The sequence below is a fragment of the Faecalibacterium sp. An58 genome (assembly GCF_002161515.1).
Lineage (GTDB): Bacteria > Bacillota > Clostridia > Oscillospirales > Ruminococcaceae > Faecalibacterium > Faecalibacterium avium.
On the sequence record NZ_NFHX01000006.1, the window covers coordinates 40,066 to 63,471 of the forward strand.

Annotated in this window: 23 protein-coding genes; 18 read left to right on the forward strand and 5 right to left on the reverse strand. The window is 63.7% G+C overall.

What is annotated here, in order from left to right; translation table 11 throughout:
* Nucleotides 1-58: 58 nt before the first annotated feature.
* The 5 genes from B5G12_RS06290 to B5G12_RS06310 form a co-directional block, all read right to left on the reverse strand.
* A complete protein-coding gene (locus B5G12_RS06290) occupies nt 59-532 on the reverse strand; it encodes a hypothetical protein (RefSeq protein ID WP_087324295.1) in 474 nt (157 codons plus the stop codon).
* 64 nt (nt 533-596) lie between these two features.
* Nucleotides 597-2,405 (reverse strand): eCIS core domain-containing protein, encoded by a 1,809-nt coding sequence (locus B5G12_RS06295; RefSeq protein ID WP_087324296.1) that lies wholly within the window; start codon nt 2,403-2,405, stop codon nt 597-599.
* Between the two features lie 156 nt (nt 2,406-2,561).
* A complete protein-coding gene (locus B5G12_RS06300; protein WP_087324297.1) occupies nt 2,562-4,466 on the reverse strand; it encodes an ATP-binding protein in 1,905 nt (634 codons plus the stop codon).
* Between the two features lie 40 nt (nt 4,467-4,506).
* On the reverse strand, nt 4,507-4,809 hold the full coding sequence (locus B5G12_RS06305) for an STAS domain-containing protein (RefSeq protein ID WP_087231410.1): 303 nt from the start codon (nt 4,807-4,809) through the stop codon (nt 4,507-4,509).
* A gap of 75 nt (nt 4,810-4,884) precedes the next feature.
* On the reverse strand, nt 4,885-5,604 hold the full coding sequence (locus B5G12_RS06310; RefSeq protein WP_087231413.1) for a LytR/AlgR family response regulator transcription factor: 720 nt from the start codon (nt 5,602-5,604) through the stop codon (nt 4,885-4,887).
* Between the two features lie 231 nt (nt 5,605-5,835).
* Between B5G12_RS06310 and B5G12_RS06315 the strand changes: the two genes are divergently transcribed.
* The 18 genes from B5G12_RS06315 to B5G12_RS06400 all read left to right on the forward strand — a co-directional run bounded on the left by B5G12_RS06315 (nt 5,836) and on the right by B5G12_RS06400 (nt 23,380).
* Nucleotides 5,836-6,552 carry a LytR/AlgR family response regulator transcription factor gene (locus B5G12_RS06315; protein ID WP_144064106.1) on the forward strand — a complete coding sequence of 239 codons (717 nt, stop codon included), beginning with the start codon at nt 5,836-5,838 and terminating at the stop codon, nt 6,550-6,552.
* Nucleotides 6,516-7,259, forward strand: coding sequence for a LytR/AlgR family response regulator transcription factor (locus B5G12_RS06320; protein WP_087324299.1), 744 nt, complete (start codon nt 6,516-6,518; stop codon nt 7,257-7,259). Before B5G12_RS06315 ends, B5G12_RS06320 begins: the two co-directional genes overlap by 37 nt.
* A 268-nt stretch (nt 7,260-7,527) precedes the next feature.
* Complete coding sequence (locus B5G12_RS06325) at nt 7,528-7,893, forward strand: hypothetical protein (RefSeq protein ID WP_087324300.1); 366 nt, start codon at nt 7,528-7,530, stop codon at nt 7,891-7,893.
* A gap of 11 nt (nt 7,894-7,904) precedes the next feature.
* Nucleotides 7,905-8,969 (forward strand): hypothetical protein, encoded by a 1,065-nt coding sequence (locus B5G12_RS06330; protein WP_087324301.1) that lies wholly within the window; start codon nt 7,905-7,907, stop codon nt 8,967-8,969.
* Complete coding sequence (locus tag B5G12_RS06335; RefSeq protein WP_087324302.1) at nt 8,866-9,234, forward strand: hypothetical protein; 369 nt, start codon at nt 8,866-8,868, stop codon at nt 9,232-9,234. The genes B5G12_RS06330 and B5G12_RS06335 overlap by 104 nt, the downstream gene beginning before the upstream one ends.
* 13 nt (nt 9,235-9,247) lie before the next feature.
* On the forward strand, nt 9,248-9,649 hold the full coding sequence (locus B5G12_RS06340) for a hypothetical protein (RefSeq protein WP_087324303.1): 402 nt from the start codon (nt 9,248-9,250) through the stop codon (nt 9,647-9,649).
* Nucleotides 9,650-9,777: 128 nt separating this feature from the next.
* The gene (locus B5G12_RS06345) at nt 9,778-11,481 is read left to right on the forward strand and encodes a phage tail sheath family protein (RefSeq protein ID WP_087324304.1); all 1,704 of its coding nucleotides are present in this window, start codon (nt 9,778-9,780) and stop codon (nt 11,479-11,481) included.
* A gap of 49 nt (nt 11,482-11,530) precedes the next feature.
* Entirely contained in the window at nt 11,531-12,013 is a 483-nt protein-coding gene (locus B5G12_RS06350) for a phage tail protein (RefSeq protein WP_087231437.1), read from the forward strand.
* Nucleotides 12,014-12,137: 124 nt separating this feature from the next.
* On the forward strand, nt 12,138-12,497 hold the full coding sequence (locus tag B5G12_RS06355; RefSeq protein WP_087231440.1) for a hypothetical protein: 360 nt from the start codon (nt 12,138-12,140) through the stop codon (nt 12,495-12,497).
* A gap of 5 nt (nt 12,498-12,502) precedes the next feature.
* A complete protein-coding gene (locus B5G12_RS06360; RefSeq protein WP_204245663.1) occupies nt 12,503-12,685 on the forward strand; it encodes a DUF6760 family protein in 183 nt (60 codons plus the stop codon).
* An 18-nt stretch (nt 12,686-12,703) separates the two neighbouring features.
* Nucleotides 12,704-13,183: a phage tail protein gene (locus tag B5G12_RS06365; RefSeq protein WP_087324305.1), complete on the forward strand. Its 480-nt coding sequence runs from the start codon at nt 12,704-12,706 to the stop codon at nt 13,181-13,183.
* 43 nt (nt 13,184-13,226) lie between these two features.
* Complete coding sequence (locus B5G12_RS06370) at nt 13,227-13,673, forward strand: phage tail protein (protein ID WP_087231446.1); 447 nt, start codon at nt 13,227-13,229, stop codon at nt 13,671-13,673.
* On the forward strand, nt 13,660-17,367 hold the full coding sequence (locus B5G12_RS06375; protein ID WP_087324306.1) for a hypothetical protein: 3,708 nt from the start codon (nt 13,660-13,662) through the stop codon (nt 17,365-17,367). The genes B5G12_RS06370 and B5G12_RS06375 overlap by 14 nt, the downstream gene beginning before the upstream one ends.
* A gap of 30 nt (nt 17,368-17,397) precedes the next feature.
* Complete coding sequence (locus tag B5G12_RS06380; protein ID WP_087324307.1) at nt 17,398-18,126, forward strand: CIS tube protein; 729 nt, start codon at nt 17,398-17,400, stop codon at nt 18,124-18,126.
* Nucleotides 18,127-18,164: 38 nt separating this feature from the next.
* Nucleotides 18,165-19,247, forward strand: a complete 1,083-nt coding sequence (locus B5G12_RS06385; protein ID WP_087324308.1) for a phage late control D family protein — start codon at nt 18,165-18,167, stop codon at nt 19,245-19,247.
* A 38-nt stretch (nt 19,248-19,285) separates the two neighbouring features.
* Entirely contained in the window at nt 19,286-20,026 is a 741-nt protein-coding gene (locus B5G12_RS06390; RefSeq protein ID WP_144064107.1) for a phage baseplate assembly protein V, read from the forward strand.
* Between the two features lie 34 nt (nt 20,027-20,060).
* The gene (locus B5G12_RS06395; RefSeq protein WP_087324310.1) at nt 20,061-20,486 is read left to right on the forward strand and encodes a gp25 family contractile injection system sheath assembly initiator; all 426 of its coding nucleotides are present in this window, start codon (nt 20,061-20,063) and stop codon (nt 20,484-20,486) included.
* On the forward strand, nt 20,483-23,380 hold the full coding sequence (locus B5G12_RS06400; RefSeq protein WP_087324311.1) for a baseplate J/gp47 family protein: 2,898 nt from the start codon (nt 20,483-20,485) through the stop codon (nt 23,378-23,380). The genes B5G12_RS06395 and B5G12_RS06400 overlap by 4 nt, the downstream gene beginning before the upstream one ends.
* Nucleotides 23,381-23,406: the final 26 nt, after the last annotated feature.

Here is a 23,406-nt window from a genome sequence, read left to right on the forward strand (position 1 = left end):
CCGCACCAAAACGAGAGCTTGGTGCGGCCGGTTTTTGGTCTATAGCGTTTGCGGGGATTTACTGGGTCGAATCCCCAAAGGCGATCTGGAAGGCCTCGGGCAGACGGCGGGCCATTTCGTCCATGGCCAGGCAGATGCCGGCAAACAGGGCGTTTGCCCGGCTCTCCACGGATTCGGAATTGACGAGGGCGATATTCAGCTTGTGGTAGAGCTGTTTCTGGTCGCCGTAGAGACCGTAAGCGCCGGCGGCGGAATGGAGGTTCCAGTCAGCGAGATAGCCGTTCAGATCGTCGGAGTGAGGCCCGGGTTTGGGGATCATGGTAGAATACACCTGTGCAACGCTCAGCTCATCGCTGTAGTCGATGATGCAAATCTCCATGTAGACGTGTCCGTTCCCGTTGGCGAGCAGTGCCGGGAACAGCCGCAGGAACAAAACGTTTTCCTCTTCGGTAAGCTCGGTCGCGCCCTCCCCCAAAGTGACCTCCAGGAGGTTCTGTACGGTGGCGAGAATATCATGCTTTTGGTTAGGCATACGATCATCTCCTTGTTTTTAGTGCGGCCTGCGGGCGGGGCCGTGTTGGATGTGCTGCAAAGCGTCAGCCCTGGCCCATCTTCTGGATGAGCAGCTGACGGACTCTTTCGGCCTCTTCTGCATCACCTGTGAGTTTATCTGCGCTCGTTTCAATACCCATGGCGCTCAGGAAAGAGGCTGCTTTGCTGCTCTTGTTCTGTCTATCCTCATCGGTATCGGTGGAGTCTGGAGCGCTCTGACCCTTTGCCATTTCGATAATGCGGCTGGCGCGCTGGTTGATCTGGTCGGCCACCAGTTCTTTAAACTTGCCGCTCTCGTAACCCATAGCTTTCAGCAGAGTATGCTTGGCCTCTTTGCGGTCGGTGATGCCGGTCTGCTGCATATAATCGTCCAGGGTTTGGTTCATACCGGTCTGCTCAAGGACTTTATTCTTGACCCGTCTCTTCTGGACCTGGTTGGCAATGGCAAAGCCGCCTTTCGCTACAAGGCTGCCGGCTTTGAGGCCAACGCCGGCGGCGGCGCCGGCGCCCGAAAGCTCGGCGATGCCGGCGGCTGCGTCCACCGCGCCGGTGACGATCTTGCCCGATCCCTTGATCTTGCCGCGGGTGCCCTCCATTTTGCCGATGACGGCGCTGTCCCACAGGATGCGGTCATCGGAATCCTCTATCATATTCCGTGCCTCTTTTCTGACTCGCTTGGCATCTTTGGAGCTGCTGAGGCTCACTCCATAGTTGTTCTCCATGAAATCATTCAGGCCGTTGACTTGTTTGCGGGCCTCGTGCACCTGCCTTGCACCCTGGGCCACGGAAAGAGCGCCGGTAGCGATATCAAATCCGGGCGCAACACTGGAGGCTATACTGCTTCCTGCTGCCTTGGCAATTGTGGCAGCGCCGCCGCCAATGGAAGACAAATTGCCTGCCAGACCAATGCCGTGTTTCGCTTTTTCTTGCTTGTCTTTCGCGTTTTTAAGGCCTTTCACGTCCTGATATGCACCGTAGAGACCCGTCGCAATATTCACGCCGCCCACAACGCCGGTCGATTCGTTCATGCCCGTCTGGGGGATGAACTTTGCCTCCTGCAAGGAGGTGGCAAAGTCGAGTGCGCTAGAACCGTAATCGCCAACGACGGAAGCAACATCAGCGGCCGATTCAACCTTTTCGCCTAGGCTCTCTTCATTGATAGAGGGATCCGGAGCAGAGTTTGCGGGGCGCTTCAAGATAAGGCTGCTCCCCGGACGGCTTTGCTGCCCGTTTCGCATGTTGTTCACGAAAGCAGTTGCCTGTGCCGCCCGCTGTCTGGCGGCGGCTTCCTGCCGTTGCTGCTCTATGAGCGCTTGGCGCTCCTTTTCTGCTTTCTCCGCCGCCTTCTGGTTGGCATGCTCCTCTCTGGCTTTTTTGCTGAAAATATTATAGATCCTCTGCACCCCTCCCACAGGTGTGGCAACGGTGGGGGTGCTGGCGGCCACGACGCCCTGCTGGGCGGTGTGTACCAGCTCGTGGGCGGCCACGGAGGGATCAAAGCCGCCCTCGCCAAAGTAGATGTCTGCGCCCGAGGTATAGGCCCGGGCGTTCATGGCCTCCGCCTTGGCCTCGGCCTGGTCCCCCATGTGGAACCGTATGCCCGAGAAATCCGCCCCCAGCCGCCGGCCCATGGCGGCCTTGACCGCCTCGGGCCCGCCGCTGGTCACAGAGGCGGACAGCCGGTCGGCCTCGGCCTCGGCTGCGGGGATCTGGGCCTGCGGGCGCTCCTGCACATGGTCCAGCATATCGAGCGCCGCGCTGTTGGACACAGCCTGGGCCAGGTTGGGCCGGGCAGCCTGACGTGGTGCGGCATCGGGCTGCCCGGGCCGCTTCTGGTATGTATATCGACCCATAAGGAACCTCCTTTTCAGTTGGAAAAATTCGGACAATGAAACCCAAGATAATCATAACAGCCCGGCCGCCCCCGGGTCAATGGGATTGGCACGAAAGACGGCCAACTGTTATAAAATGCAAACAGCCCCGCAGCCGGCAAGGCCGCGGGGCCGCGTTCAGTCGGGCTGGTCCTTGTAGGGGAAGGGCAGCAGCAAAAAGACGTCCAGGGTGAACAGCCCGTTTTCGTGCTCGACGTTCATGGAACCGTCGTATTTTTTGGCGACGCGGCGCATCAGCTCCATGCCGCAGCCGTGCCACTTGCCCCGCTTGGAGGCGGGCAGGCCGTCTTTGCGCAGGGTCAGCTCGCCGGTGTAACTGTTGCGGCAGAACAGCCGCAGCCGGTTGCCCCGCAGGTTCATCCGCAAAGTCAGCTGACGTTCGGCCGGGTCGGGCACCGCCGAGGCGGCGACCACCGCGTTGTCCAGCATATTCACCAGCAGGGTGGACAGGTCGATGTCCGAAACCGGCAGGGACTCGGGCACCTGGATCAGGGCGTCCACATGGATGCCCGCATCCTGGGCCGTCTGCAGCCGGGGCGCCACCAGGGCATTGACCAGCTGGTTGGCGCTGTACAGGCTGGGGGTGATCTGGGAGTTGGCGTAGAACTGCTCGACATAGGCCTTGATCCGCGCAAGATCCCCCTCCTCGCACAGGATGCGCAGGGTCTCGGTGCGGCTCCGGATCTCATGGCGGACCGAACGGGTCTCCAGCAGAGTGCGGTAGAGGGCGTCGGCGTGCTCGGTGGCAAAGCGGTTTTGCAGGATGATGGCCTGGCGCTCCTGCTCCTGGGAGAGGAACATCTGGATGAAATCGTACGTCGCCAGCACAAAGCTGCTGATGGCCGTCAGGTAGCTCAGCCGGAGGGCGGGCCGGAAAAGGGTAAAGCCCTCGACGGCAAGGGGAGTATAGGCCCATGCCGGCTTGCTGGGCCCGTACAGGACGACGCTCAGCACCGAAAGGCAGATCATGGCCGCCATGCTGCACCCGGCGGTGATGAAGAACCGGCAGAACCAGCTGCCGTGGTGGGCCTTGCCGCGCCATGCACGGACGGCCTGCCATGCGCCGGTCAGCAGCAGGGCAAACAGCACCAGCGGCAGCAGCCACCAGCGCATGAAATAGACCGCGCCGGTCACCCGTTCCGGCGCCGCCAGGTTGTAGCCCAGCAGGCCGGCCATGCAGCCCACGCCGCCCAGAGCCGGCACCGCAAGGATCTTTTTGGCCCGGCCTTCCAGGTGCTGCCACAGCAAAAGCAGGACGGCCAGCAGCGGCACATGCCGGACGATCAGGTAAAGGCCCGGGTCTTTCAGGGTGTTGCGCATGATGTCGGCGTAGAGGATGGTGCGGTTGAGGCAGATGGCCAGGGCGGTGACGGCCAGCAGCAGCGAGCCCCACTCGGGCGCGCCCCGCCACAACTGCATCAGGAAGATGGCCAGCATCAAAAAGGCGATGGTCAAAAACAGCCCGATGAGCAGGGAGGAAAAGGCGCCCAGATGGACGTTCTGGCTGTCGTAGTCGGCGACGCCGTCGTACAGGGTGACAGAGGGCAGGTTTTCCACGCTGGGGGGAACGGTCAAAAACTGTACCGCGATGGTCAGCCGGGAGCCCGCGCCGCAGCGGAAGGTATAGATCCCGCCCGGCAGGGCCTGGGAGCCGCCGCTCCCGCCCAAAAGTCCGAAGGGGTCGGCGGCCGGCTGGCCGTCCACCAGGAAGGCGTACAGCACCCCTTTCGAGCGGACCGACGCCACCGCCTGCCCGGAAGCAAAGGCCGGCGCATCGGCGGTGAGATAGAGGATGGCCCCCTCGGGGAGATCCAGTCCGCCCGCCGGATCGGGGGCGATGGGGGAACCGTCGGCAAGGGTCATCTCCCAGCCCGACAGGTCAGGCTGGACGCTTTCTGCGGCCTGGGAGCTGGACACGACGTAGTGGATGACGGCCACCAGCAAAAAGGCGCACAGCGTCACGGCGGGGATAAACACGAATAAGCGGGGCCGCTTGTACAGCTCCGCCTGAGAAGGACTCATGATAGGCAGTCTCCTTTTTTGAGAGGGAGGAAAGCTCCGCTCACTCCTCGATGGTCAGGATGTCCGAGAACCCGGTCATGTCGAAGACCTCCATCACCGGCTCGCAGACATGGCACACCACCATGCGGCCCTTTTTGCGGTTCATCTGCTTCTGGGCCGACAGCAGCACGCGCAGCCCGGCGCTGGAGAGGTAGTCCAGTTCTGCCAGGTCCATCACCAGCTTGGTCACATTGTCCAGACTGGCGCGCACCTCCTGCTCCAGCTGGGGGGCGGTGGTGGTGTCCAGCCGGCCTTTCAGCGCGAGGGTAAGGGTCTGACCGTCAACGTGTTTTTGGATGTTCATGATCGTAAACTCCTTTGCTTGATCCATAGGGTGAAAAGAAAACGGGGTAAAGGCCTGTGGGGCCATCGGGGTATTTTAAGGCTGCAGCTGGCTGCAATAGCGAAGGTAGTCCTTTTTGACCGGGACATAGTTTTTCTTGCTGACCGGGATCTGCTGGCCGTTGCGCAGCATCAGGACGTAGCGGCGGATGCCCTCCACGTATTCCAGGTTGACAAGATAGCTCTTGTGGCACCGCAGGAACTGGCCGGGGGGCAGGCGCTGCTGCATCTGGCTCAGATGGCCGCTGGTCTGGTACACCTCGCCGGAGCAGGTGTGCAGCTTGAGGAGGGTATCCAGGACCTCTATGTAGAGGATCTCGCTGACCGGGACGGCCTTCTCGGCCTTTTTGCAGCGGATGACCACCGAGGGCGCCTCCTGAGGCGGAGGCAGACAGAAATCCAGCGCTTCGGCCAGGGCCTGGTCCGAGATGGGTTTGAGCAGGTAGTGGGCGGGGTGGACCGTGTAGCCCGGCAGGGCGTACTCGGCGCTGGAACTGATCAGCACCACCGGCAGCTCCGGCTGCAGCTGGCGCAGCCGGGCGGCCAGGTCGATGCCGTTGTCCCGGCCCAGCACCACGTCCAGGAACAGCAGGTCGGGCTGGGCGTTCAAAACAGACAGCGCTTTCAGCAGAGCGGCGCCGCTGTTGTAGGTGTCGATCCGGAAAGTCGTCCCCCTGGCGGACAGCAGCCGGTCCAGCTGCCGCAGGAACTGCTCCTGCCAGAAACGGTCGTCGTCACAGCAGGCAATGTGCAGCATGCCGCCACCTCCTTGATTGGAAGCTGTGTCGTATAAAGTCTAATGGATTTTGCGGCCTATGTCAAACCGCATCCATTCCCACTTGCGGTAAAATCCTCCCACTTGCGGAAAAATCGGACCGGTTGCGTAAATTCTCTTTACCTCGGGGCCCAAAAGCTGTTAAATCTTTCCATAAGAGAGATTGTGCAAAACGCCGCGATGGGCGGCGGATGGAGAAAGGAGGCGCCGGCCATGCTGCATGGAGAACGCCCGGCCCGGATCGTGCTGTGCACCCAGGATGACGCGCTGGCCCTGCGGCTGACCGCCATGCTGGGCCGGTGGGCGGCCGCCCACTGCGTCGAGACCGCCATACAGCAAAGCGGCAGCCTGCCCGCCCAGGGTCCCGAGCTGCTGTTCATCGATGCGGACACCATCCCGGGCGGCGGGCCCCGGCGGCCCGACGCTCTGGCCGGGACGGGGCTGGTGGTGGTGTCAAGGCGGTCCCGGCAGGCCATTTCGGCCTACCGGTGGCACGCCGCGGCCTTTCTGGCCCCCGACGCTTCCCGGCAGGAGCTGGGCCGGGCCATGGACCAGTGCTTTTCGGCCTGGCGGTGCGGTCTGCAGTGGCTGGACCTGCCGGCCCGGCGGGAACGGGTGCGCCTGCCGCTGTGCCAGGTAGCCTATGCCGAGGCGGCCGGACGGGAGAGCATCCTGCGCCTGACCAACGGCGGGAGCGTCCAGGTCAGCGTGCCCATCAAAAAGCTGGAGGAGGATTTGCCCGGACCGCCCTTTTTCCGGTGCCAGAAGGCGTTCATCGTCCATCTGTCGGGGGTGGGCAGCTTTGCGGGCGGGCGTCTGAACATGGCCGTGGACGGGCGGAGCATCTCGGTCAGCCGGCAGCAGGCGTCGCTGCTGCGCCAGGCGCTGAAGGAATGGAGAGAGGAGGAGACGCTGTGTACATCTCGGTGATGATCTGCGACGACCTGGAGGAGGAACGGGCCGCCCTGGCCCGGATGGTCCGGCAGTACTGCCAGCGCTGCGCCCTGGAATTGCGGCTGGACGTGGCCTCCAGCGGCGAGGAACTGCTGGACCGGTGGACCTTGGGGCAGTGGGACCTGGTGTTTTTGGATATCTTTATGGAAGGGATGACGGGGGTGGAGACCGCCCGCAGCCTGCGGCAGAGAGGGGAGGAGTGCGCCCTGGTCTTTGCCACCACCAGCCAGGAACACGGGATGGAAGGCTTTGACCTGCAGGTGATGGACTATCTGCTCAAGCCCTTCGACCAGGGCCAGCTGGACCGCACCATGGACTGGTTCGTACAGCAGACCGCCGACCGGCTGCGGCTGCTGCGGGTGGACATGGAAGGGGAGGAGCTGACCATCCGTGTGGGGGACATCGACTATGTGGAGATGTACCGCCATACCGCCGCCATCCATGCCGGGGGCCGGGTGTACGGGCTGCGCCGCACCATGGACGCCCTGGAGGACGAGCTGAAGGACAGCCGGTTTTTCCGCTGCCACCGCAGTTATCTGGTCAACCTGGACCGGGTGCAGGCTTTGCAGCAGCGGGATTTCGTGATGGAAAACGGCCAGCGGGTGCCCATCAGCCTCAAGAGTTTCGGGGAGGCCCGCCGGCGTCTGCAGGAGTGGATGCTGGCCAAAAACTGGGGCCGCTGAGGTCCTCTCAACTTGTGTCGAAAAGCGTGGAAGCGGTGCGGCTTCCGCGCTTTTTGTGCATTTTATGACAGTTGACAGCTGTTCGTGCCAAATCCCTGCGCGGCAGAAAAAAACCTGCTACAATAAAAACGACCCGGGAGGTGCGGGCCATTCCGCCTTTTGCCCGGGGGGCAAAACCGCGGTCTTACGCGCGGCTGGACAGCCGGACCGCACAGGCACGCCCCACCTTGAGAAAGGACTCTGGAAGCAGAAAAGGAAAGGACACACCATGCGGCTGGCGATCTGCGGGTGCTCTCCGGGAGAGACCCGATATCTGTGCAAATGCATACAGCAGTATTGTGCCCGGACCGGCTGCAGCGCAGAGATCTTTCCCATCTACGACATGGAGCAATTCTGGCAGGGCTTTGGCCCCGGCCGCTACCACGGTGTGCTGATGGGCCTGGGGGACACCGCCGGATTCCTGGCAGCCCGGCGCATCCGGGAACAGGATGCGGGCTGCCGCCTGGTGGTGATGGACGATACCCCCCGCTACGCCATCCAGTACCTGCGCATCCATGCGGCAGACTTCCTGCTCCGCCCGGCGGAGGAGGACAGCCTCCACCGGTCGTTCCGGCGGCTGATGGGGATGAATTGAGGGGGGATATCGTGCAGACCAAACTCGTCCGCAAAAAGCCTGCCGATCCGGCGCCCCTGACCCAGTTGTCGGTGCGGCGCCAGCTGAACCAGACAGTGGAGGGGAGCACCTTCCGCTACCGGGATCCTCTGGACCAGGTGACCGAACAGTTCCGCGAGACCTTCGACCAGATCGGCCGCCAGCGGGCCGCCCAGCTGACCGGGGCGGACGAAAAACAGACCCGGCAGGCCGCCGGCCCCGGCGCACAGCCGAAAGAGGCTGGCGGAAGCCGCCCTTTGCAGGCCCACCCGGAGCTGTCCGGCGGAGCGTTCCGGACCTTTTCGGAGCTGGCTTTCCAGCGCGGGAATATGGCGGCCGCCGTACTGCAGGGCACCGGCCGGATGATGCTGGCCACCTGCCTCAAGCGGTCGCTGGGCCAGGCGGAACCCCTGCAGCACCGGCAAAACCTCTTTGCGGGAGGCAGCCAGGCCCGGACGGTGCCGGGCAGCGCGCCGGACCAGATGGTGTTCTGGCGCGGCTACGCACAAAGCGCCGTGGGCCTGGTGGTGGACGTGCTGACCGACGCCCGCGCGGTGGTGGATTCCATGGCGCAGATGGCCGGAGGGACCGGCGCTCTGGAGGAAAACGAAGGCGCCCAGACCCTGCGCAGGGTCTATCCCTTTTTGGACGACAAGCGGGAACAGGCCCTGCTGGCCCGGTATCGGGCGCAGCTGGCCGAGACCCGGGACCCGCGCGAAAAACCGGTGCTCCAGAACGCCATCGTCCATACCCATGCCCTGATCGAGCGCAAAGCTCAGATGAAAGAAGCGTTTATCAACAAACTGCGCTGGATCTCCGACAAGGCCCAGGAGGCTTTGCAGGAGATGGAGAGCGAAGATACTTTGGACGAGGTGGCCCGGGAGCTGGCGGAGATGCCGCTCCCGCCGCCGCCCGAGCCGCCCGGCAAACCCGGAGGAAAGGGGGACGGCCAAGGTGCAGCAGCAAAGCCGCCGGACCGAGCGGGACAGCAGGCAGGAACAGCAGCAGAGCCGCCAGACCAGGCGGAACAGCCCGAGCAGCAGCCTCCTGCCGGTTGAAGCAGCCCTGCAGGCCCTGCTGGCCGGTGCCGGCCTGGAGCAGATGCCTGCCCGGACGGTGCTGGAGCTTTCGGAGCGGATCGGCAACAGCGCCCTGCTGGCGCTGGTACAGGCCCAAAAGACCGGGCCTCAGCTGGAAAGCACCCGTCTGCCGCCGCCGGCCCTGACCGAGCCTTTGGCCTGCGTCCCGGACCAGCCCCAACTGCAGGCTGCTCCCGACTGGGGGCAGATGCCGTTTGCAGCGGGCGGGACGCTGGAACTTTGAGAGGAGGAGTCCGGTGGGATCTGAGGAGATCCGACGGCTGCTGACCGCGCTGCTGGAGAGCAGCGGCGCAGCCTGGGAGCAGGCGGACGGATGGATCTGTTTCCGCCTGTCCAAAGACGGCGCCGTATGGGATATGGCCTGCCGCTGCCTGACCGGCCGGATGCTGGCCTATGGCCGCCTGCCGCTGCGGGCGGCGGACCGGGACGAAGCCTGCCGCCGGTGCAGCCAGGTCAACGGCCAGGTGATCCGGGGGGCCATGTTCCTCTCGGAGGAGGGCTGGCCGGTGTTCCGCACCGAAGCCGAACTGCCCGACCCCTACGACGGCGCCCGCCTGGTGCGGGAGGCCATCGAATACAACGCGGCCGTCCTGTGCCGCTTCTGGCGCCTGTTTGCGCCGGAACATCCAACCTTGTGAGCCAGAGCATCTGCCCTCTGGGCGGGCGCTCATGGTCCGATAGATCATCCACCCAAACCAAATATCAAGACGAAAGGAGGGGCGCTTCACGACCGGCCCCAGCCAAAACAGTGGCGTGAAGCAACAACATGGCAGAATATTTGTCCCCAGGTGTATATGTAGAGGAGTACGATTCCGGGGCATCCCCCATGCAGGGCGTCAGCACCAGCACGGCAGGTTTTGTGGGCCTGGCCGAGCGCGGCCCTGTGACAGGCCAGCCCCAGCTGGTGACCAGCTTTGCGGACTACAAGCGGATGTACGGCGGCTATCTCAGCGAGGCAGCCTACGGCGGCGCACGGTTCCTTCCGTATGCGGTGGAGCAGTTCTTCCTCAACGGCGGCGCGCGGGCCTACATCATGCGCGCAGCCCCCGCTGACGCCAAGGCCGGCGTCGTGCAGGCCGGCGTGCTGACCATCAGCGCAGCCAACCCCGGCGCATGGGCGGAGAATATGCGGGTCACCGTGGCTCCTGCCAGCAAGGCCAAGACCCAGGTCCTGGCTGTGGACGGCGCAGACCTGACCCTGAAGAACGCCGACGGTTTCAATCCCGGCGATGTGGTCGAGCTGTTTGACGGCAAGGAAGCGGTCTATGCCACCGTCAAGAGCGTGCTGGACCGTGTGGTCACCCTGGACGCCCCCTGCACCGCCGATGTGGCGGACAGCCGTGTGGGCACCAGCAAGTACATTCGGACCTGCGAGATCACCATCACCGCCCGCCTGGACGATATGGTGGAGGTCTATGAGAACCTGTCCCTCAAGGCCGGCGCACTGAACTACGCCCCCGTCAAGACCGCCAAGAGCGAGCTGATCCGGGTGGAGGTGGAGCCGAAGGCCGACGCTGAGACGGTGGTGCCCTACGAGCTGTGCGGCGGCACCGGCAGCGAGCTGGTCCTGACCCCTGCCGGCGGCAGCAACGGCACCGTGCTGACCGTGGCAGCCGGCACCTACCTGGGCAAGGACGACGGCCCCGGCAAGCGCACCGGCCTGCAGGCCTTCCTGGAGAACGGCAACGTGTCCATCATGGCCATCCCCGGCGTCACCCTGCCCGAGGTGCAGTCGGCCCTGATCGCGTTCTGTGAGAACAAGAAGAGCTGCTTTGCCATCCTGGATATCCCCATGGAGCTGACCAAGACCAACGACGTGGCCAACTTCCGTGATATGTACGATTCCACCTACGCGGCCATGTATCATCCCTGGCTGCAGATGTACGACGCAGGCTCCAAGCACGCGGCCTACTTCCCGCCCTCCGGCGCCATGGCAGGCATCTACGCCCGCAGCGACAACGAGCGCGGCGTCCACAAGGCGCCCGCCAACGAAGTGGTGCGGGGCTGCACCGGCCTGTCCTGCAGCTACAACACCGGTGAGCAGGATATCCTCAACCCCCTGGGCGTCAACCTGATCCGCGCCTTCCCCGGCCGCGGCATCCGGGTCTGGGGCGCACGTACCATCAGCTCCAACGGGCTGTGGAAGTACGTCAACGTCCGGCGCCTGTTCATCTACGTCGAGGAGTCCATCAAAGCCAACACCAACTGGGTCGTCTTTGAGCCCAACAGCGAGGCGCTGTGGAGCCGCGTGACCCGCACCATCGCAAACTTCCTGGCCACCTGCTGGCGTGACGGCGCCCTGGCAGGCTCCAGCCCCGATCAGGCCTTCTTTGTGGAGTGCGGACCCACCACCATGACCCAGGACGACATCGACAACGGCCGCCTGATCTGCCAGATCGGCATCGCACCGGTCAAGCCCGCAGAATTTGTGATCTTCCGCATCACCCAGAAGACTGCCACCGGCGAATGAGCGGCTGTCCTTTACGCCTGACAGTCTGACAGAAAGGATGAAAACATAAATGGCGAACATCAATTATCCCTACAGAGTATTCCGCTACCGGGTGGAGATCGATGGCATCAACCGCGCCAGCTTCTCGGAAGTCTCCGGCATGAGCGCTTCCATCGATGCGGTGGAGTACCGCGAAGGCGACGACCTGCGCAACACCCCCCGCAAACTGCCCGGCCTGACCAAGTTCGGCAACATCACCCTGCGCTGGGGCATCTCCGATGACTCCGATTTCCTGGAGTGGCTCAACTCGGTGGCCCCCACCAACAACGCGCCCCCGACCGGCCTGGTGCGCCACGACGTGCTCATCACCCTGATCGACGACTCCGGCGCCGACGGCCCTTCCTGGACCCTGATCAACGCATGGCCCGTAGGCTACACCGTGCCGGACCTGAACGGTATGGGCAGCGAAGTGGCCATCCAGTCCCTGGAACTGTGCCACGAGGGCCTGGAGCACACGCCGGCCGGCGTGGCAGGCGAGCCTTCGCCCATGTGATAGAGGCAGGGCTGGCGGCGGGCTGAATCCTATGTAACTCGAAGTGTTGGCGGCCCTGACCCTCTCTGCGCTGTTGCGCGGCGGTGATCAGGGCCGTCTCCGCCGCAGCCTGTAAGGAGAATGTATGGAAACCGAATTTGAATTTGAACTGCCGCGGGGCTATGTGGACAAAAACGGCGAGGTCCACCGCCGGGGCACCATGCGTCTGGCCACTGCCGCCGATGAGATCCTGCCTTTGCGGGATCCCCGGGTGCAGCAGAATGCGGGCTATCTGACCATCATCCTGCTGTCCCGGGTGATCACCCGGCTGGGTACGCTGTCCAGCATCAACACCAAGGTGATCGAGGGTATGTTCACCATGGACCTGGCTTACCTGCAGGATCTGTACCAGCGGATCAACACGACCGACCTGCCCAGCTACAAGGTCGTTTGCCCCCACTGCAATCAGGAGATCGAGGTGCCGCTGGATTTTTTGTTGAGTTAGGGCTGGTGCTGTACCCCCAGGAACAGCTTTTCCAGGAGATGGCGTTCCTGGCCTATTATCTGCACTGGCCCCGGGCAGAGATCATGAAGCTGCCCCACTGGGAGCGGCGCCGCTGGTGCCGCGAGGTGTCGGAGGTCAACCAGAAGCTCAACGGCCCCGACAAACAGCAGTCCATCCCGCTGCGCTGAGAAAGAGGTGAAGCTGCCATGGGAAACCGAGACGACGAGACCTTTGAACCGCTGCGCTCCTACCGGTTCCTGGTGGAGATCGAAGGGGGCGACAGCCGGGTGACGGCGGCCTTTTCCCAGTTTTCCGGCGTCAACATGACGGTGGAGACCATCCAGGCCAGGGCGGGCCGGGACCCGCGCGGGGTGCAGGGCTATGTCCCTGTGCAGACCCGCTACGAACCGGTGACCCTGGCCAAAGGGGTGGTGGGAGACTATGAACTGCTGGACTGGCTGTATGCCGCGGCTGCCGGCAATGACACAGGCCCTACGGGGGGCGAGTCCCTGTACCGCACGGTGCGGGTGCTGGCCCTGAACGAGGACTACAAGGGAGTGATCTGGGAGCTGAAAGACGCTCTGCCCATCGGTTACTCCCTCAGCGAAATGGACGGCCTGCGCAGCGAGATGCTGATCGAAAGCCTGACCCTTGCCATCACAGGGGTGAGAAGGGAACTGTTCTGATGCGCAGCAGAGCAGGCTTGTGCCTGAAGGAGGTGGACAGGGCATGGAGTTTTTGTCCGGCGCATACTTTGAAGTCTCTCTTTTCGAGGAGGACGACACGGCGGTATACGATGACAGGGAGGAAAAACTCGCAGGTCGATTCACCTCTGTTTCGGGCCTGAATATGGAACTGGAATATGAGGTTTACAGCGAAGGGGGCAGCAATTACCCCCGGTTCTTCCTGAAAGAGAGCAAGCCCCAGGTGCTGGTGCTGGAGCAGGGCGTGATCGTTGAGGACGATGCGTTCTCCCAGCTGATGAGCGACTGCCTGGAAGGGCGGATGGTGCCTTTGCAGGGCACCGTCACCCTGAAGGACAGTTTTGGGGAAACGGTGCGCACCTGGTGCATCGAAAACGCTTATCTGCAGAAGTACGTCGGCCCGGAGCTGAACAGCAACCAGCCGGCGCTGGCAGTCACCCGTGTGGAGCTGATTTACAATGGATGCTTCTAAGATCAAAGTCAGCAGAGAGGATATGGCGGTGATCAAGCCCGAACAGCTGGGGCTGTCCCCCTTTGGGGTACTGTCCAGTCTGTTCCAGCAGGAGCTGGAGCAGCGTATCCGGCTGGAAACAGGGGCTTATGCGCCTCTGCCCCTGACCCTGCGGGAGGAGGATGAGGAACCGGACGCCGCGCCCCCGGTGGAGGTGGAACTCTCTGTGGACATCCACATGGATGCGCCCAAAGCAGCTCCTGCCCGCAAGGAGCCGGAGAAGAAGTCCGGCGTCCGGGAGGCCGCGCTGGAGACCCGCATCCTGGAGAAAGTCCGGATCAAAGAGCGGGAACTGCAAAAAAAGCAGGAGGTGCTCCACAAGCTGGAGATCCGTCTGGAAGAAGGGCGCTGGACACAGCCCCCCACAGCGGGCGGACAGAGCCAAAGCGTTGCGGCCCAGCCTCTGACTTTGGCCACCCGGGCGGCTGCCGTGCCGTCCGCAGGCGGATGGGCGCCCCAGACCCTGCCGGCCCACCCGGGCTATCCGGCCCCCAAATCGCAGGAGGACGGCCAGGCTGCGGGCGGCAGCATCCTGCTGCCCGATGTGCTGCGCCGCCGCCGGGAACAGGCTTTGCAGTGGCAGGCCCAGCCCCAGCTGGAATGGCTGCACCAGAGCGAACTGTCCCCCGATACGGCCCGCCAGATGATGCACGCGGTGCACCAGGCGGTGGAACAGACGCTGGCCCTCAACCACGCCAAAAATCCGGTTCTATCCGGCCGGCCCAGGACAGAGCCTCCGGCGGCTCCCGCCCGGAAACCGCTGTCCTGGCGGGATGCGGCGGAGCCTTCTGCGCCGGAACAGCCTGCCGCAGGGCAGGCCGTCCCCATGGACGGACCCTTTGCGCAGGACCCGGCCCTGACCCACAAGGCCCGGCTCTCCCAGGAGCCTCATCTACCGTACAACAGTCAAAACGCAGAAAAGGGCGCGCATCCATCCCGTCGACCCGGCCCCGAGCCATCCTCCAACTCCCGGGATGCGAGCGAGGCAGGCGGGATGGAGCGTCGCGCTACTTCTGCAAAGGAACAGGGGCAGGCATGGCCTGCGGAAAACACGCAGGCTTCGCAGTCCCCTGCATTGCAAGAGCGGGAACCCCACAAAGCTATGCAGGTTTCCGAGCTGCAAGAGAAGGAATCCCATGGGTCGGTGCAGGCCGCCGAGCCGCAAGAGCAGGCAGCCGGCCCCGATGCAGTGACCCAGGCTTTGCCTGCGGAAAGTACGCAGGCCCCGGCCCTGATGCAGGAACCTCTGATCTACCGCGAGAACGAAGCAGAAACCGCCCGCCCGGCAGATCATAAGGCCCCCGCACAAGCCACGGGCGAAACCACCCATCCGAACCAAGCGACCCACGCACGATCTTCTGCACAGGCAGAAAACAACACAAATCGCCCGATTCGGACAAATTACGCACACCCTTCCGCACAAGCGGAGACCGGCATAAATCATCCGTCCCGGACGACCTATGAGCAATCTTCCGCACAAGCGGAAAATAATACAGACCGCCCGGCAGGGCGGCATCCTGCTGCCCAGGCTGGGAAGGAATCCAGTAGGGTCGTGGAAGCTCTTGAAATGCAAGATCGGGAACCCCTCAAAGCTATGCGGGTTTCCGATCTACAAGAGCAGGACCCCCACAGGGCTTCGCAGTCCCCTGCATTGCAAGAGCGGGAACCCCACAAAGCTATGCAGGTTTCCGAGCTGCAAGAGAAGGAATCCCATGGGTCGGTGCAGGCCGCCGAGCCGCAAGAACAGGCAGCCGGCCCCGAGGCAGTGCCCCAGGCATTGCCTGTGGAAAGTACGCAGGCCCCGGCTCCGATACAGGAACCTTTGATCTACCGCGAAAACGAAGCAGAAACCGCCCACCTGGCAGAACGTCCGACCTCTGCACAGGCCCCGAGTGAAATAGCTCGCCCGGCCCAAGCGACCCACGCACGATCTTCTGCACAGGCAGAAAACAACACAAATCGCCCGATTCAGACAAATTACGCACAATCTTCCGCACAAACGGAGATCGGTACAAATCATCCGGCCTGGACAACCCACGAGCAATCTTCCGCACAAGCGGAAAAGGATACGGACCGCCCGGCAGGGCGGCATCCTGCTGCCCAGACCGGGCAGGAATCCCATAGGGTTTCGCAGTCCCCTGTGTTGCAAGAGCGGGAACCCCTCAAAGCTATGCAGGGTTCCGAACTGCAAGGGCAGGACTCCAGTGGGCCGGTGCAGAGCCTTGAACCGCAAGAGCAGGCGACCGGCCACGATGCAGTGCCCCAGGCTTTGCCTGCGGAAAGTACGCAAGCCCCGGCCCCGATGCAGGAACCTTTGATCTACCGCGAGAGCGAAGCGGAAACCGCCCGCCCGGCAGAACGTCAGACCTCTGCACAGACCCCGAGTGAAATAGCTCGCCCGGCCCAAACGACCCGCGCACAATCTTCTGCACAGGCGGAAAACAACACAAATCGCCTGATTCAGACAAATTACGCACACCTTTCCGCACAAGCGGAGACCGGCACAAATCATCCGGCCCGGACAACTTACGAGCAATCTTCCGTACAGGCTGAAAAGGATACAGACCGCCCGGCAGGGTGGCATCCTGCTGTCCAGATCGGGCAGGAATCCCATGGGGCGGTACAGGCCGCCAAACTGCAAGAGCAGGCGACCGGCCACGATGCAGTGCCCCAGGCATTGCCTGCGGAAAGTGCACAGGTTCCGGCCCCGATGCAGGAACCTTTGATCTACCGCGAGAGCGAAGCGGAAACCGCCCGCCCGGCAGATCATAAGGCTCCCGCACAGACCGTGAGAGAAGCAACCCACCCGGCCCAAACGACCCGCACACGATCTTCTGCACAGGCGGAAAACAACACAAATCGCCTGATTCAGACAGATTACGCACAATCTTCCGCACAAGCGGAAAATAATACAGGCCGCACGGATCGGGAAGAGGGGCAGGCCGCCGCAGCCCAAATGCTGCCCCCTGCCATGGCACGGGCGGCATGGGCGGCAGAGCAGCTGGTCTACCGGGCACAGGAGGCCGCAGGGCAGACCCCGGCGCAAAACCCGCTGTCCGCCCTGCCGGCACAGGACAAGTCCGTGGCCTCGTCGGCCCGGCCCATTGCGCTGACCCTGCACCGCGGCGCGGTCCAGAGCGGGAACCCCGCCGCACGGGATATCCGCCTGGTGCATCCCGTCCCCGCCGCAGGAGACGGCGTGCCCGGACAGGAGCAGCCTCCCCAGTTGGTGTTGGCCGGAGGCGGCAGCCCGGAGCTTTCCCGCTCCGACCGTCCGGAGCAGGCCAGGGGAATGGAAGCGCTGCCTGACTGGGCCAGGGAGCTGCTGGAAAAAGGCCCGCTGCCCAAAGGGCCCCGTCCGGCGCAGGCTGGTCCGCGGCAGTTCCAGTGGACATCGCCCCAGGCCATGGCAGCGCCTGGCGGGACGGTACAGACTGTCCTGCCGCAGGGCCAGGCGGCGCAAAGCGCGGCCCCGCCTCAGTTGTCCAATGCGGCCCAGGTGCCGCCCAGCCTGATCCATCCGCAGAAGAACGAGGAGGAGCAGAGCGCCCGCCAGAAGGCAGAGCGGGAGGCCGAGATCCGGCGCACCGCCGACCGGGTCTACCGCATCATTGAAGAACGCCTGCGCCGGGAGCTGCGCCGCAGCGGCCGATAGCGCCGGTATAAACGAAAGGAGGCCGACGCTGTGTATACAGGCCCCGGCAATTTGAACGCATCGACCCATGTGGAAAAAATGACCATCGTCAACCTGGAGACCGACGAAGAGATCATCGTGCTTTACAATCCCCAGAGCTATACCTGCAAGCGCAGCGTCAATTACTCATCCATCAGTATAATGGGGACGGATGGACCTATTACACAGTTTGAGAGCGGCAACGGGGAAGAGCTGAGCTTCGAGCTGTTTTTTGACAGCCTGTCTGCCGCAGACGAGGTGGGAGGGTCGCAGGATGACCGCAAGAAGTTCCTGGAGAACAGCCGCAAGATCTCGCTGGACAACAGCATCGATGTGCGGGATTATACCCGGAAGATCTACGACCTGATGGAAGTGAACGCGGATGCCCACTGCCCGCCCAGGCTGCAGGTGGAATGGGCGTCCTTGCAGTTCGTGGGCTATCTGTCCAGCTGTGAGGAACACTTTACGAAATTCGACGAGAACGGGCTGCCGGTGCGCGCCGTGCTGAACTGCACCTTCATCCAGTATGTCGACCCCAAAAGCGGCACCCTCAACCCGCGCCAGTCGCCGGATACCACCAAATACCGGAAAGTCCGGCAGGGGGATTCGCTGTGGGCCTTCTCGGCCCGGGAGTACGGCGGCGCCGGACAGTGGCGGCAGATCGCCCAGGCCAACGGCATCGACAACCCGCGGCGGCTGCGCTCGGGGGAGACGCTGGTGCTGCCGGCTCTGAAAGACTGACGCACAGACCTGCCGAACGGAGAAAGGGGGACGGTTCCTTGGACAAGAGTACGTATCAATACACCGATCTGGTGGATAAATACAAGGATTTTTCCGCCCCCGGCTGTGAGGTCACCCTGGCCGGCAAGGTACTGTCCGGCATCTCACAGGTGGATATCGAGCTGTCGATAGACACGGCCAGCGGATGCAGTTTTACGATGGACGCCGGGTATGACCTCGAGAACAGCTGTTGGGACGAGGACCTCATCGACCTGGTGGAGCCCGGCGCAAAGCTGGTCATCAAGGGCGGCTATGTGAAAAAGAAAGAACTCTTTTACGGGTATCTGGACGACTATTCCATGGAGTTTTCCAAAGATGGGCTGGCGCACATCCATATAGATGGCATTGACGGGCTGGGCTTTTTGATGAGCAATCGGGAGCCCATCTATGCCGGCCAGCGCAAGACGGCCGAGATCGTCAAGGGCATTTTGAACAAAGCAGTGTCCGCAGGTTTTGCCAAAAGCATCACCGTAGGTACCCTCAAGGATTTTGAGGTGCCTCTTGTGAAGGAAGAAATGAGCGACTGGGACTTTCTAAAGATGCTGGCCAAATATTTTAGTACGTCGTTGCTGGTGATCGATGGAGAGATGATCTTTGATGATCTTGCGGGAAACAGCAAGGAGATCCTGACATTGACGTTTGGAATGGGATTGAGCCGCTTTTCCAAACGGGTCTCCCTGGCCCATCAGGTGGGACAGGTGGAGGTTTATGGCCGGGATGTAAACCTGAATCCCGTCCAGGGCACGGCCAGCTCGGTCACGGTGGGAGGCGACGGCAAGTCCGCTGCCCAGCTGGTACCTGCTTACAAGGACACCTGCCTGCGGGAGTACAGCGAGTTTGCCCGCACGCAGGAAGAGTGTGATGAGATAGCCCAGAATCAGTTGAACAGCCAGGCTATGGACTTTGTGTCCGGGGAGGGGGAATGCGTGGGTATCCCCGAACTGATCCCCGGCCGCTACCTGAAGATCGAGGGCAGCGACAGCTGCCATATCAATGGCCTGTATTTTCTGACCAAAGTCCGCCACAGCTTTTCGGCGGCGGGCTACACCACATCATTTGAGTTCAAGGGAGCGAAGCTATGAGCCTGGCGCAGCAGTTTGGAAATTTATTGGGAGGAGAGATGTCTTCGGAGCGGCAGATGGGCCGCAGCGGCCTGACGCTGGCCCGCATCACCAACGTCACCGACCCGGACAAGCTGAACCGGGTCAAGTGCCTGCTGATCGGGGTGCCGGAAGCGGAGGAGACCGACTGGTGCTATTTCATGTCCCCCATGGGGGGCAAGGGCTGCGGGGTCTATTTCCCGCCTCATGTGGACGATCTGGTGGTGCTGGGTTACCTTGGCGACGACCCCCACCGGCCGGTGGTGCTGGGCAGCATCTGGAACACTGAGCTGACCCCGCCTTTCACCATCCAGGAGGGGAAGGTGGAGGACTACGCCATCCGTACCCCCCAGAAGATCGACCTGACATTCCATGACGAGGAAGCAAAACAGACCGTCACCCTGACCATGCCCTCGGGGGTGGTGCTCAAGCTGGACGATGAGAACCAGACCGCCGCTTTGCAGGACAAGGACGGCAAAAACGCCCTGACTCTCAATTTCAAGACGGGGGAGGGCACCCTCTGCTGCGAAAAGAAGCTGACCCTCAGCGCGGGGCAGACCACCATCACCCTGGAGAGCAGCGGCAACCTGACCATGAAATGCAGCGGCAAGCTGTCGATGGAAGGGGCCAGCATCGCGGGCAAGGCGCAGGGCCAGCTGGCCCTGCAGGGCGCTACCGCCTCGGTAAAAGGGGACGGCACGCTGGAACTGAGCGCCAGCGGTTCCACCACCCTGAAGGGCGGCATTGTGAAGATCAACTGACACCGGCGGCGCGCCGGTGGGACGGGAGGAGTGTATGAACATGAACGGAAAGGAGTTCCTGGGCCGCGGGCTGAAATTCCCCCTGCAGGTGGACCCCCGCACGGGCAAGTTCGCCATGGTCAGCCAGGAGGAGGACATCCGGGAGGCCATCGGCATCATCCTGAACACCATGCAGGGTGAGCGGGTCATGCGCCCGGGCTTTGGCTCCAACATCATGGACTATACGTTCACGCCTTCCTCCAGTTCCACCCGGGAGAGCATCGCCCGCCAGGTGCGGGAACAGCTGATCTACCAGGAACCGAGGATCACCGATGTGAAGGTGAACTGCCGCCAGATGGACCGGCAGAACGGAGCCATCGTGGTGGAAGTGGAGTACACCGTCCGCTCGACCAACAACCGCTACAACCATGTCTATCCCTTCTATGTGACGGAAGGTTCTGAGGGAGGGGGCAGCGTATGAATCACCCGGTCCTTGATCCCCGCGGCCCGGAAGAGATCCGGGCCCAGGTGGCGGCCCTGGCCCGCAGCTATACCCCCGAGTGGCGGTATGAGAGCACCGAGGACGATCCCGGCGCCGCCCTGGCCGAGCTGTTCTGCACCATGTTCTGCCAGACGGTGGACCGCATGAACGCCGTGCCCCAGAAGCTCTATACCGAGTTCCTCAACCAGATCGGCTACCAGGAACCGGGGCCGGTGGCGGCCCAGGGCAATATGCAGTTTATGCCCAACGAGTCGGTGGAGCAGCCGGTGCTGGTCCGCTCGGGAACGCAGGTGTTCACCTCCGACGAGTCGGGCAGCAATGTGGTCTATGAGACCCGCCGCTCCATCGAGGCGACCCCGGCCCGGCTGACCGATGTCTACTATGTGGACGCCCAAAGCGACAGCCTGCAGCGGGTGGACCTGTCCAGGCCCTGGCCCCTCTTTGCCCCCGGCGGGCAGGAGATGCAGGTCCACGAATTCTATCTGAGTGAAAACGACGTGCTGCGGCTGGAAGGGCCCTGCACCATCCAGGTGGAGCTGCGGCAGAACGTGCGCTACCTGGAGCTGGAGACCGCCAACCTGCTGACCGCCCCCGGCCTGCGCTGGAGCTACTTCCACGGCGGGGCCTGGCTCCCCTTCGACGGGGTGCGGGCCGAAAACGGCCGGATCCTGCTGGAAAAACGCACCGGCCTGTCCCTCGAGCCGGACCAGGATGGCCGGATCTGCATCCGCTGCCAGGGGTGCACCCCCATGGCCCTGACCTTGCAGCAGGCGGCTGTGTGCAGCGCCCCGCTGGGGGAGGTGCCGGCGGCCCGGCTGTTCAGCGGGGATGTGCCTCTCGAGGAGGAGGGGGGCTATTGCTTTGGCAAAAGGCCCGCCCTGTACGACCTGTTCTATCTGCGCAGCGACGCGGTGCTGACCAAGCGCGGCGCCCGGGCCCAGCTGCATCTGGAACTGGAGCCCATCGTGTTCGATCCCCCGTCCCAGGGGCCCAACTACCAGTTCACCCAGCCCATCATCGACAAACGCCGCGCCGTGCTGGCCAAGCCCGACGACGTGCGGGTGTCGGGGGTGGTGTGGGAGTACTACAACGGCATGGGCTGGCGCCAGCTGCAGACCCAGGGCAGCCGCAACCCCTTCTCCTGCCGGCAGGAGGGGCCTTACGACCTGATCTTCCAGGTGCCGCAGGACATCCAGCCCGCCGAGGTCAACGCTGAGGAGGGATATTACATCCGGGCCCGGGTCACCGATGTGGAAAACAGCTTCTCGCTGTACCAGCGGTGGATCGTCCCCCTGTGCAAAGGGGCCTGGTTCCAGTGGCAGTACCCGGCGCCGGAGCCGGTGGCCTGGATCGCCAGCGCCAACAACGGGACCCGCCGTGAGATCGGCCAGGCCGCCGGCCTTGGCGACCTGCGGATGACGGTGCTGGAACCGTTGGCCCCCGGGCCTGCGGCCATGTATTTCTGCTTTGACCGCTCGCCCCACGCCATGCCCCTGTCCATCTGGCTGCAAATGCTGGGGCGGGCCGAGCTGAAAGGCCAGCTGCTGTGGGAGCGGTGGAACGGCAAAACGTTTGAGCCGGTCCGGGCCGTCGATGAGACCGAACAGCTGCTGCACAGCGGCTGCATCTATTTGTTTTTGACCGAGCCGGTGCCCCGCGCCTCCCTGTTTGGGGCCGAGGGCTGCTGGCTGCGGCTGACCTGCACCGGGCCCCGTCCCGTCCCGCCCCCGGTGGCGGCCAGGGTCCAGCTGAACGTGGTGCCTGCGGTCCAGTGCCGCCAGGAGCCCGACCAGCGGTTCGACACCGGCATCTATGAGGCGGGCAAGACGGTGCAGCTGCTCACGGCCCCGGTGCAGCGCTGCACCGTGTGGGTGGACGAGCTGCAGGGGCTGTCCGCCGCTGAAGCGGGACGGATGGCCCGGGAGGCTCCGGACCGTGTCCGGCTGGAACAGCAGGACCATGTGCTGACCCGCTGCTGGGTGCGCTGGGAGGAGATCCCGGACCTGGCCCTGGCGGACGGCGGGGACCGGGTCTACACGCTGGATCCCTACCAGGGGACCATCCGCTTTGGCGACGGCCGGCAGGGCCGTGTGCCCCCCGCCGGTGATCACAACATCCTGGTGACCTACGCCAGCGGCGGCGGCGCCCAGGGCAATGTGCCGCCCGGGGCGGTGCACTCGGTGCTGGAAGGGCTGCCCCGCATCAGCGCGGTGCAGAACCTGACCGCCATGAGCGGCGGCATCGGACGGCTGACCATGGAGCAGATCGAGAGCCGGGGCAGCCGGCACCTGCGCACCCGGGGCCGGGCCGCCGCAGGCCGGGATTTTGAGGACCTGGTGCGCCAGGGCTTCCCGCAGGTGCAGCATGTGCGCTGCTTTGCAGGGCGGGACCCCCAGGGCAAGCCCCGGGCGGGCCATGTGACGGTGGTGCTGACCGGCTTCAGCCAGGCCGCCGAGGACAACGAGGCATTGTGCCGGCAGGTGTACAGCTACCTTGGCAGCCGGTGTTCCTGCTGCCTGGTGGCCGAGGGGCGGCTGCACGTCCATCCCGCCACCGTCCTGCGGGTGAACACCCAGGTGACGGTGGAGCTGGAGCGGATGGAACAGGCCGCCGATACCCAGCAGGAGATCGGACGCCGGCTCCAGCAGCTGATCGGCCAGGTGTGGAGCGCCCGGCCGGTGGGCGGGCAGATCCGGATGGACGAGCTGTGGAGCTGCGTGCGGAGCGTGCCCAACGTGCGCGCGGTCCGCAGCCTGCTGGCCGAGGGCGCCTATGACCGCCAGGGCCAGGCCTGCCTGGCGCCGCTGGAAAAGGACGGCGGCTTCCCCTATGCGGTGGTGGAAAGCGGCGTCCATGTGGTGCGCATCCAGTGAGATGCGCTTGATGAAGGGATCGTTTG